The sequence below is a fragment of the Orenia sp. genome (genome assembly GCF_055140805.1).
This window is the reverse complement of the sequence record NZ_JBSQYM010000092.1, coordinates 1-11655: the sequence shown is the minus strand read 5'-3', so window position 1 is coordinate 11655 and position 11655 is coordinate 1. Positions and strand designations below refer to the sequence as shown.

10 protein-coding genes and 1 pseudogene are annotated in these 11655 nt (G+C 30.6%); all 11 read right to left on the bottom strand.

Going from position 1 to position 11655, the window contains the following annotated elements; all coding sequences use genetic code 11:
- Window positions 1-289: pseudogene (locus ACTCDL_RS10095) on the bottom strand (sugar transporter); the annotation flags it as partial.
- A complete protein-coding gene (locus tag ACTCDL_RS10090; protein ID WP_463176303.1) occupies window positions 286-1443 on the bottom strand; it encodes a glycosyltransferase in 1158 nt (385 codons plus the stop codon). The gene ACTCDL_RS10090 and the pseudogene ACTCDL_RS10095, both read right to left, overlap by 4 nt.
- A gap of 133 nt (window positions 1444-1576) precedes the next feature.
- Window positions 1577-2653, bottom strand: coding sequence for a mannose-1-phosphate guanylyltransferase (locus ACTCDL_RS10085; protein ID WP_463176301.1), 1077 nt, complete (start codon window positions 2651-2653; stop codon window positions 1577-1579).
- 328 nt (window positions 2654-2981) lie between these two features.
- Window positions 2982-3347, bottom strand: coding sequence for a GxxExxY protein (locus ACTCDL_RS10080; RefSeq protein ID WP_463176300.1), 366 nt, complete (start codon window positions 3345-3347; stop codon window positions 2982-2984).
- A 337-nt stretch (window positions 3348-3684) separates the two neighbouring features.
- Window positions 3685-5034 (bottom strand): glycosyltransferase family 4 protein, encoded by a 1350-nt coding sequence (locus ACTCDL_RS10075; protein WP_463176299.1) that lies wholly within the window; start codon window positions 5032-5034, stop codon window positions 3685-3687.
- Window positions 5035-5310: 276 nt separating this feature from the next.
- The gene (locus ACTCDL_RS10070; RefSeq protein ID WP_463176297.1) at window positions 5311-6096 is read right to left on the bottom strand and encodes a tyrosine-protein phosphatase; all 786 of its coding nucleotides are present in this window, start codon (window positions 6094-6096) and stop codon (window positions 5311-5313) included.
- A gap of 133 nt (window positions 6097-6229) precedes the next feature.
- Window positions 6230-6595, bottom strand: coding sequence for a four helix bundle protein (locus ACTCDL_RS10065; RefSeq protein WP_463176296.1), 366 nt, complete (start codon window positions 6593-6595; stop codon window positions 6230-6232).
- 225 nt (window positions 6596-6820) lie between these two features.
- Window positions 6821-7564, bottom strand: coding sequence for a CpsD/CapB family tyrosine-protein kinase (locus tag ACTCDL_RS10060; protein ID WP_463176295.1), 744 nt, complete (start codon window positions 7562-7564; stop codon window positions 6821-6823).
- A 1-nt stretch (window position 7565) separates the two neighbouring features.
- The gene (locus ACTCDL_RS10055) at window positions 7566-9017 is read right to left on the bottom strand and encodes a GumC family protein (protein ID WP_463176294.1); all 1452 of its coding nucleotides are present in this window, start codon (window positions 9015-9017) and stop codon (window positions 7566-7568) included.
- A gap of 55 nt (window positions 9018-9072) precedes the next feature.
- Window positions 9073-9951: an SLBB domain-containing protein gene (locus ACTCDL_RS10050; protein WP_463176292.1), complete on the bottom strand. Its 879-nt coding sequence runs from the start codon at window positions 9949-9951 to the stop codon at window positions 9073-9075.
- A 48-nt stretch (window positions 9952-9999) separates the two neighbouring features.
- Complete coding sequence (gene iscB / locus ACTCDL_RS10045; RefSeq protein ID WP_463176305.1) at window positions 10000-11247, bottom strand: RNA-guided endonuclease IscB; 1248 nt, start codon at window positions 11245-11247, stop codon at window positions 10000-10002.
- Window positions 11248-11655: the final 408 nt, after the last annotated feature.

The window sequence follows — 11655 nt, the reverse complement described above, 5'->3', positions numbered from 1 at the left end:
GAGATGTGTATAAGAGACAGATCCTATTCAATGCATAAAATAAATTACTTATTCTCTCCTGATTTCTTTCTCTTATAGGTTTATATAATTTATAAGTTGCTGCAACTGAAAAACCTAAATCTGCCAAATTTAAATATCCTATAACTTGTTGAAAAAAAGAGTTTAATCCTGCAATTTCTGTTCCTAAATTTTTTATTAAAATTCTGACTAGAAAGAAACTTATTAAAATATTAAAAAAGTAATATATCCATTCTACAGAGACATTTAAAATCGAATTTTTTGTTCTCATTGCTTCTCTCCAAAAACATTATCTATTTTTTCATTATTTTTTATTAGACTCTCCCAAGTTATTTCATCTCTTCTGTCTGTTATCATATTATACTTTTCTTCTAAATTAATCTCACCATCAATAATACTTTGTAATACTTCTTTAAACTTAATTATATCACCTTGTGGTAATATTGTTCCATATTTCTCATCCTGAGTAATTTCTTTTGCTCCTCCCACATTAGTTGTTATAATGTAGTTAGAAAAATATGCCGATTCGGCGTAAACCTGAGCAGCACATTCAAATCTTGAAGTTAAGCAAAATACTTTCGACTTATTATAATACTCTAAAACATCACTTCTATCACTGATATTTCCAGTAAAAATCACTTTTTCCCTTAAGTTGGGATTCTCTAAGAAAAATAATTTTATTTTATATTCAAATTGATCATACATAGGACCCACTAACACTACTTTCCATCCTTTTAAATCTAACCTCTTTATTACATCAAGAAAAAAACCAGTGTTTTTTTCATAAGTTCCTAATCTTCCTACAGTTAATATTATATTTTCCTTCTCACAATATTTTTTTAACTTAACATCAACTCTTTCATTATCCATACCATTGCACATTAAAGTTAATTTATCCGCTACTTTTCTACCATATAATCCGTATTTTCTTATATTTTCATAAACATCAATAATTTCACTACTTAATAAATCAACATACTTAATAAAACTAAATTTTAATTTTCTATACTTCTTTTTTAATAACTTAATTGACTTCTCAATAAGATCATCACTTTGTTCTATTTTGAGTTCACTATTGAACCCTAAATCCATTTTTATATAAAATTTACCTTTAGGATTTAATTTTTTATATAACATACCTATAAATAAATTATAAGGTCTACAATGAATTGTCATTAAATAATCTATTGACTTCGCATTTTTTAGCAAATATAAATAAAAGTAAATATTATATCTATAATTAGGCATTCTTTTTATTTTAGTTATTTTATGTCCTCTAAATTCATCAAAAGTACAATCATCAGCAGTAACATATTCCAAATCTAAATTATATTGTTTTGATATAAAATGAGCAACTAAACCCACATCTTTATTTAAGTGTACATTTTTCATTCTATCAAAATACATGACCATTTTCTTTTTCATTCTATTAATATCTCCCTAAAATAATTTAATGTTAGTTGAATGAGCTTCTATCAACTAAATTCCATCTTTAAAAATACATAGATTTTCACTATATACCCCTTTAATTATCTATACATTATAAATTCCTACAATATTAAAGGCACTTATCCAACCCCTTACTAGCTAACAAATTTCTAATTTCCTTAACCTCTTGTGCCCGCTTCTTATCACATATCAAGATAGCATCATCAGTATCAACAATCACTATATCCTCTAATCCCACAGTAGTAATTATCTTTCCATTACCATGAACAATCGTATTCTTAGTATCAATCCCGATATGATGTCCACGAATTACATTACCATGCTTGTCCCTCTTCTCTACACGTTCCAGAGCAGGCCAACTACCAATATCATCCCAACCAAAGGAACCTGGAATAACATAGATATCCTCTGCCTTCTCCATTATACCATAATCTATCGAAATATCAGCTAATTTCTCGAATTCATCCTTGAGAATTTCTTCCTCTTTAGCTGTTCCAAGTGCTGATTTCATTCTTTCTAATCCTTCATGAAGTTCAGACATATACAGTTCAAACATCTTACGAATGGTAGAGACCTTCCAGACAAACATCCCACTATTCCAGAGATAGGTTCCTGCCTCCAAGAAGCGTTCAGCCTGCTCTCTATTAGGCTTCTCTGTAAAAGCTTTTACTTCAAAAACTTCATGTCCATTAATCTCATTAACTTTATTCTCATAATTAATATAGCCATATCCAGTTTCAGGATGGCTTGGTTCAATCCCAATTGTAACTAGGTTATCTTTTCTTTCAGCTACCTCAACAGCAGCTTGTACAGTATCTAGAAATCTCTCTTCATCTATAATCAGATGATCAGAAGGTAAAACAACCATTACTCCCTCTGGGTCCTTTCTCTCTATATAAAGAGCAGCCAATCCAATACAAGCTGCAGTATTTCTACGCATCGGCTCTACTGTCAGGTTCTCCACTGGAATCTCTGGTAGATGCTCCTGCATCTTCTCTACATACTCTTGGCTAGTAGCAATGAAGATATTATCATGAGCAGTTAGCTTACCGATTCTATCTACTGTAGCTTGAATCATGCTGCGATCCTTATCTACTAGGTTAAGAAATTGCTTAGGTCTATCCTTACGGCTTAATGGCCAGAAACGACTTCCTACTCCACCAGCCATGATTAATGGTGTAATCATTTTATCACCTTCCTATCTTAATAACAACTAAAAATCCTTAAGTTCTTAAACCCTATTTGGACACTGATTTCCACTGATTAAATGCCGATTTAAAACCTTTAATAATTTTTTAATACCTTAATCCGTTTTTATCTGTGTTAATCTGTATCTAAGTATTCTTTTGACTTTAAGTTCTTAAAACAATTTTTTGAACACTGATTTATACTGATTAAAATCTGATTTGAAATATTTAAGATTAAACAACCTTAATATATTTATATCTCTTATTCTTAATCGGCTTTTATCTGTGTTAATCTGTGTCTAATATATTCTTTTGACTTTAATCTTTTTAAAATATCCTTCTTTTAAAATCTAATTTTTGACCAAAATTAACTAGCAATCCAACTCTCATACCAGTTGCCTTTAAATAATTTATTAACTGTACTTCATGGACTTTAATTAACTTCGATATAGCTTTTACTTCTATTATAACTTTATCCTCTACTATAATATCAGCTTTATAAAAACCAACTTTGCTGCCTTTATACATAACATTTATTTCTTTCTGATTTTCAACAACTAATCCCATAGCTTCCAATTCAACTATTAAAGAATTCTCATACACATTCTCTAAGAATCCATATCCTAGCTCATTATAAACATTATAAAAAGCTTTTATTATCTTTTCTGTCAAATTTTCATGCAAATAACTCATAATAATAACCTTCTTTAATATTTTATATAATAGTATAAATTTAATAATTTTTCGTTTTTAAGTTCTTAAAACAATGTTTTGACACTGATTTCACTGATTAAAATCTGATTTGAAACATTTAAAATTCAATAAACTTAATACCTTTATATCTTTTATTCTTTAATCAGCTTTTATCTGTGTTAATCTGTGTCCAATTAGTCTCTTGACTTCAAGCTCTTAAAACTTTTTTGAATACTGATCTTCACTGATTAAGTTCCAATTGAAAATCTTAATATTTTTTACTCTTTATTCTTTGATCTTAATTGTACAATGTAAATTGTCAATTGTAAACTATCTTTTAAACCTTAAGATTATAATTAATATTCAACAGATTACTCTTTTCATTATCAAAGATATAATTCAAATTCTCTTTATTATACTGATAATTATCAACAATATAATCGATAATTTCAATTAACCAATAAACCCTATCTCTTAAAGTTTTATATGTTCTTTGCTCTTTAGTAGCTGCTAACTCATTAAAGGTCTGACTATAAACAAAACTAGGGACTTTAGCCACAAGTTCTTCTAACTGACCTATCTCCTTATGAAAACCTGCTAATTCCAGCTCATCATCAAATACCTTCTCTAACTCAACTAATTTATATCTAATTTCACCAAGAATTTCAATTGGCTCTGCTTTTAAACTATTGCCAAGTCTAATAATTCCAAACTCTTTTAACCATAAGAAGAGTAACATTAAGATTGAAAAGATCAACAATAGATTAGTTAAACTATTGTATCTAGCCAATAAAATAGAGGTTAAGCCAAAAACCAATGAAATTAAATAAATAGTCAATACTGTCTGTTTCTGATTTAATCCAAAGTTAATAAATCTATGATGAATATGCTCTTTATCTGGAGTAAAAGGATGCTTTCCATTAATTAACCGCCTTGAAAAAGCAAAATTTGTATCAAAAATTGGTACACCTAATGCCAATATAGGAATCAAGTAAGTAACTAGTTCTGTACTATTACCTATTGTAAGTAAAGAGATACTAGCTACAGCATATCCTAAAAACATACTACCTGTATCTCCCATAAATATCTCGGCAGGATTAAAATTATACCTTAAAAACCCTAAGATTGCACCAGCTAAGAGAACGGATAAACTAACATCTAACAAATTCCCTTGTATTAAACTTACCATAGCAAGAGATAATACCCCAATTAAAGATACCCCTCCTGCTAAACCATCTAATCCATCTATTAAATTAACTGCATTTACTAATCCTACAACCCAAAAAACCGTTAATATTGTCCCAAAAACCTCTATTAAAATAATATCACTTGCAAAGTTAATCTGTAATCCATAAGCTAAGAGAGGAATTGTTGCTAGGATTTGACCTACTAACTTAACCTTTGCTTTTACACCAATTATATCATCTGTTATTCCAAGAATAATTATAATAGCAGATCCTAATAATATCGCCTTAAAATTCGAATTAAAATCCAAAAAAATAAAGGAACTTATAATAAAAGATATATATATAGCCAATCCACCTAATCTAGGCATAACATTGCTATGAACCTTCCTATGATTAGGGTGATCTACTGCACCTACTCTATAAGCTAATCTCTTAACTAATGGTGTTAATAACAAAGACATAACCAAACTAGATAAAAACATAAAAAAATAACTCCTCACACTTAGCCCTCCTCTAATCTTATAATACCAAAACTTATATAAGCTATCAAAAATAAACTTATACAACCCAACATAAAATAACTAATAAGTTTAATAATCTCCACTAAATAACAGAAATTCAACATTGAATATTATATCTGTCAAAAAATGAATTTACTGTTATTATTATAACAAATAACGGATTATTTTCAAGTGATTTTAGATAGAATTGAAAATTACCTATATAAATATAATAAATCTAGTAATTTTTTAATTATACTAACTACTCAACTACTATTAACCAAAACTCAACCTTCTCTTTAATCTATCAAAAAGTCCTCTTTTCTGCTCATACTTACATAATCCATTAACCCTAACATCACCATCATTTATCACAGTTTGAGCATTCTTGAGATAGAGTTCAGCTCTCTGAGCAACCCTCTCCTTCAACCTAGAAAATCCTTCCTCTAAGCATTCTCTTCTTCTAGTATTAGAGTGAAGGTCAGAAGCAATCAATTGTACCATATTATGGTCTACCAGAAGTTCTGCTGTCTCCTTTACTTTAGAACCGAACATCCCCAATAAACTCCCTGCATTAATCTGGGCTAAAAGGCCACTCTTCACCCAATAATATAATCGATTAGGATTGCTCTGTATCTCTCTATACCGTTCAGGATGTGCAATAATTGGAGTATACCCCATTACCTTTAAATCATAAAGTAGATCATCAGTATAATCAGGAATCTTAGTCATCGGAAATTCTATTAGAATATATCTGCTATTATTAATAGTTGCCACCATACCTTCTTTAACCCGCTTAGCTAGATTAGGCATAATATAAACCTCTGCTCCTGACAAAATCCTAACCTTTATACCTGCTCTATCAATCTCTTCTTGTAATTTTTCAACCAGTTTTTCAGTTTCAATAGGACTGATTCCGTATCCTTCTTCCATATAATGAGGAGTAGCTACAATAGTACTAACTCCTTGCCGCTCTGCTTCACGAGCAATTTCTAATGACTCATTTAAGTCTTTAGCACCATCATCGACACCTGGTAGAATATGAGTATGAATGTCTATCACTTTTTGTAACCCCCTTCCTGAGTGTATAGTTGATAGTGTATAGTGTATAATTAAAGCCATAACTATAAACTAACATAATCCTCTAATTTTGACTAGTAATTTATTTTCTTATTTATACCTTAACTATTAACTATCAACTGTCAACTGTCTTTCTGCTTGTTCGCAAAATAGCTGTTAATAATTTTATTATTTCTTCAATATTTAGCAACAATGAACAAACTCTATTTTCACTTAATACATTACTAGCAACCAATAAATCCAACCAGTATTCAGTTTCACAAGCCTCTTTTAATGAAATAGATAATTTAGCAATAAAATCCCTTTTGCTTTGCCCTTCTAACCCCTCACGTATGTTTGCACCAATACTCGTTCCTGACCTTAATAATTGCTTAGCTAGAACATACTCTTTCTTCTCATTACACAAATATTTATATAATTTTACTATAGCAACAGAAAAATCAAAAGCCTTCTGATAAACAATACTGTCATCTTTTCTCAAATCAATCACTCTCCTAGGAATATTATCTGAATTAAAATTCCCAGAAAAGAAATTAATATACTTATTTATCTTAAAATTTGATATTATTATTTAATTAACGAAGTATATTCACTATTCACTATTCACTATTCACTATTCACTATTCACTATTCACTATCAACTATCAACTATCAACTATCAACTATCAACTATCAACTATCAACTATCAACTATCAACTAAATATCCTACGATTTAAAACTTCCTCCATAATAATAGTAATAGTTATAATATCCTCCTTTATTATTGACAGGACATTTAGTGATTATCGTTCCAATAATATTAGCATTAACCTTGTCTAATTGTTCCTTAGCCCTAACTATCATCGATTCTTCAGTTTGATGAGAAGCAACTATCAGTATTGTCCCATCTACCTTATTAGATAGGACTGCAGCATCAGTTACTGCAATCACAGGAGGTGTATCTATAAAGACCATATCAGCTTGCTCATCTGCTCTACTAATTACTTCTTCCATACGTTTTGAATTCAATAATTCGGCAGGGTTAGGAGGAATAGTTCCTGTTGTGATAACCTTCAATCCATCTATCCCTGTCTCTCTTAATCCATCTTCAAACTCAATTTCACCTGTTAAGATATTACTCAAACCTTCAAAGTTAGGTAAATCATAGAACTTATGCTGCATTGGTTTACGCATATCCCCATCTATAATGATAACCTTCTTTCCATTCTGTGCCATAGAAATAGCCAAGTTAGCAATAGTCAAGGATTTTCCTTCACTAGGACCACTACCAGTTATTACTATCTTACTCAAAGGATTATCAGGGCTTAAGAAACTTATATTAGTTCTAATAGAACGATAAGCTTCAGAAGCAGGAGATTTCGGGTTATGCTTAACTATCAATTCATTATTACGAGTCTTTAAAAGGCTTCGACTATCTTTTTGTTTATTTTTGCTAAATATATTCAACATCTTATTCTCCCCTTCCATAACCTTGAGAATGATCTATCATATCTAAATGAGGAGTCATACCCAATACAGGTAATCCTGTCAATCGCTCTACATCACTTTCATCCTTGATTGTAGTATCTAAATATTCAATCAAGAAGATTATACCTACAGCTACAAATATCGCTAACATCATAGCAATCACCATATTCAACTTAATATTAGGCTTAATAGGACGCTCGCTAGCAATTGCTGAATCTACCACTATAATATCCGATGTCTTCATTGCCTCTTGAATCTGTGTCTCTTCTTTCTTCTGGCGTAACATAGTATAAATACTTTCAGTCACCTTACTCTCTCTTTGCAGTCTAGCTAAAGCAAGTTCTTTTTTCGGTAAGGCACTTAACTCTTTTTCTATCTGATTAATCTGTGATCTATAAGTCTGTAGTTGGCTCTCTGTAGCGATAATATTAGTCTGTAAGCTAATTACTTTACTTTTTAAAGAGCTATAAAGAGGATTAATCGTCTTAGTTTTAGAACTTACTATTTCAGTTACTGCTTCTTCTAAGCGGTTTTTAATCTCTTCTCTCTTTTTTAATAACTCTAACACCTTAGGATGCTTGTCAGTGTATGATTCTCTTAAACCTGCTAGTTCAACTTCTAAATTAGCCAATTGCTGTTGATAAGTCTTGACTATTGGATTGTCAGTTATTACTTTAGTAGATACTATTTCTCTATCCTCTTCAGCCAACTTCTTATTTACATCTGCTAAACTAACTCTACTCTCTTTTAATTCCACTTCTGCTTTAGCCTTAGCTGTTTCTACCTCAGTTAATCTCTCTAAAGTAACCTTCCCCTGTTCTGAAGGTAGAATAACCCCATGCTTCTCTTTATACTCTAACAATTGGTTCTCTAATTCAGCCAGCCTACTCTCAGTGTTATCTAGTTGAGTAGTAATAAATCTATCTGCACCTTTTAATTCAATACTATTCATTTCACGGTTCTCTTCTCTAAACTCTTCCACCAAAGTATTTGCTATCTTTTTAGCTACTTCTGCATCTGAGTAATTTACAGTAATATCAATTAAATTATTCTGCTCTCCAGCACTAATAGAGATCATCTCTCTTAATCCTCTAGTTGAGATTAATTCCCCTGTCTCTTGATTTCTTAAATTTAATTTTTCAATAACCTTATTCAAAATTCTTCTACTTTTTAGAATTTCGGTATAAGTAGCCACCTTATTATTCTTCCCCATCCCCAAAGATAACTGATCACTGAATAAGTTCTCCATTCCATTATCCTCTTTGACCATCACTAGAGTAGACGATTGATATATCTTGGTCATATTAATACTAATAAAATAGCTTGCTAATAGAGCTACTATCATTGCACCAATAATAAACCACTTACGATACCAGATTATATTAAAATACTCACGCAAATCTATCTCTATCATATCTTGCTCAAACTGTTCCATCTTTCTCCTCCCAACTACTATAATCAATTGAATTTTCTATAATTAGATCACAAAATTACTCTGTTAAATTCTTTATACCATTCAATCCTCCTACAAAGAAGAAAAGATTAGTCCAAAAAGATGATTTTCTTAAGCTATATTTACCCTTCTCAATATAAACACTATCACCGTCTTCTAATAACTTATTACTATTTGAATCAAAAGCCACTATCTTATCTAAATTTAGCTCTTCCTTTACACCCTCTGATACATAGTTGACCTGATTAGAAGCATCTGTGGTTATCCCACCTGCTTGAGCAATCAAGTCATTGATAGTAGCTCCTTGCTTTAATTTATATCTACCAGGACTACTAATCTCTCCTACAATATTAACCTCGATAGATTCATCACCTATATAAAGAACATCCCCTTCCTCTAACAGATAATTCATCTCTGTGCTCTTACCAGCTAATAAATTTTCTAAATTAATAGTTAAACTTTCTTCACCTCTAGTCAACTTGGCGTTACTTAAATCAGCCGTTTCCTTTAAGCCACCAGCAAGGGAGATTAATTCCAACACCCTACTTTGTGGTTCTAGCTGATAAGTTCCAGGCTTATCAACCTCACCTAAGACCATTACCCTAACCTTTCTATAGCTTTTCAAAACCACATTCACATAGGAAGGTTCAATTTTAACATACTCTTTTAACTCTTTAATAATTATATCAGTCAGTTGATTAAGGGTTAAGCCTTCCGCTTTAAGATCACCTATTAAAGGAAATGAAATATTACCATCAGGGCCCACACTGACCTCCTGCTTTAAGTCTTCATGCCCCCAAACAGAAATATAAAGCTGGTCATCCACAGTCAACTTATACTCTGATGCTATTAGTTCCTGTGGGATAATAATAGTAATAAATACAACTACGATTAAAAACAACAATAATCTGCGCATTATAAACCTCCTCTTTAAAATGTACTAAAATGTATTCAAAAGTATATCTTATACACTTTTTTCAAACCAATATATCTTATTAAACCTCCATAATAATTTCAAAGGTTTAATTCCATACCTTTTTAAAACTTTTCCTTTTATGGTAGTCATATTACATTGCTTTTTATTAGGATATAATGCTGTTATATAGGCAATATAACTTTCTCCATTACGTTTAGTATATTTAACTAAATCCCTATGTCTAAAACCCTTTAATTCTTCTACTTTAGCTTTAGATTTTCTTCTCATAGGTTTAATTATCCAATCTTTTATATCGCATTCATCATTATTAATCTTTAAATCAGCAACTATAATAGCATCATTACTATGACTTTTTTCAATACCCCAATCTATTCTCTTATTTGCAGTATCCCCACCAGTACTTAAAGTAAGTTTTCCTAATTTACTTAATTCTTTTCTAAGCCAAGTTTTACCCTGCATAACGTGTTGTGCATAATCAAACCTTACATTATTACCATCAATCATCTTTTGATAATGATCAATATATTTTTCTTCAACACCTTCTGTTTTATCATGGCAATTACTACATAATGTAATAAGGTTACTTAAACTATTAGCACCTTTTAACCTTTTTGGCACGATATGATGAACTTCTAACATGCAGTTTGATTTAGAACATTCCATACATTTACACTTATCTCTGAGGATAACAGCTTTTCTTATATTCTCATCTAATCTGTTAGATTTTTGGTATTGCCATTTATAAAGTTTCCTTCCTTCTGTCAAAACTCTTATATCTATCGCCACATCTTCTAGATAAAACTCAGTTATATTAACCCATTTTCTTAACTTGTTTATAACTCTAATAATAGCTTCTTTCTTTTGTAATATACTAGGTGCAACTCTACCTTTTCTTGTAGATGAACTTCTATTATCAAATCTAGGTTGACGATATCTTTTATGACTTCTTTTATATCTTCTATACCCACGTCTTGTATCCATCAATCCCTTTACGTCTTTTCTTTGCTCAATAGTACCTTTAAATACAGCTTTATTTCTTGTTTTACATTTTTGTACTATGGCAATACCTACATGATTACTTCCATCATCTATTCCACAAATAAATTGACATTCTTCCTCATCATCTTCAACTTCATAATTTAATTGAATTGACATTGGATATTTATTAACTAATTTTGCTTTCTTCCTACGTATTAATATCCATGCTTTATTAATATTAGTTGGTGCTAACTTTTTACCATTTTTATCAATCACAAAAGCATAATTTTTAGTCATCTCTGACAATTCTCCTTTAGGGAATTTTCCTTCTTGCGAATGACAATATAGAGTTCATGTATTTGGGTGTTTGACTTCACCTAACTAGAAGTCGGTCATCCTGCCATACTCTTAGAGCCTCAGACTGAAGGATACATCCAAGGGTAAGTTTTTAACTTTCTATATAATCGTAGTTAACGCCTTTTATTACAAAGTGTCCAAAGGACACGAAGGCATCGTGTAATGTACTTTCGTAACAAAACACTCACTTACGCTTGAAAGCAAGTCAATAGCAATATACTTATAATATGTTAGGACTATAAGTATATTTTTCTATTCCTATACACTTTTGAGTATATATTTAGATACTATTGACTTGCTCCTATAAAATAATTTAATATTACATTGCCTCTGTCTCTTATACACATC

Excerpts from the sequence above, each read along its gene's own strand:
- ACTCDL_RS10090 (WP_463176303.1), bottom strand. The coding sequence starts at position 1,443 with ATGAAAAAGAAAATGGTCATGTATTTTGATAGAATGAAAAATGTACAC.
- ACTCDL_RS10085 (WP_463176301.1), bottom strand. The coding sequence starts at position 2,653 with ATGATTACACCATTAATCATGGCTGGTGGAGTAGGAAGTCGTTTCTGG.
- ACTCDL_RS10080 (WP_463176300.1), bottom strand. The coding sequence starts at position 3,347 with ATGAGTTATTTGCATGAAAATTTGACAGAAAAGATAATAAAAGCTTTT.
- ACTCDL_RS10060 (WP_463176295.1), bottom strand. The coding sequence starts at position 7,564 with ATGTTGAATATATTTAGCAAAAATAAACAAAAAGATAGTCGAAGCCTT.
- ACTCDL_RS10055 (WP_463176294.1), bottom strand. The coding sequence starts at position 9,017 with ATGGAACAGTTTGAGCAAGATATGATAGAGATAGATTTGCGTGAGTAT.
- ACTCDL_RS10050 (WP_463176292.1), bottom strand. The coding sequence starts at position 9,951 with ATGCGCAGATTATTGTTGTTTTTAATCGTAGTTGTATTTATTACTATT.
- iscB (WP_463176305.1), bottom strand. The coding sequence starts at position 11,247 with ATGACTAAAAATTATGCTTTTGTGATTGATAAAAATGGTAAAAAGTTA.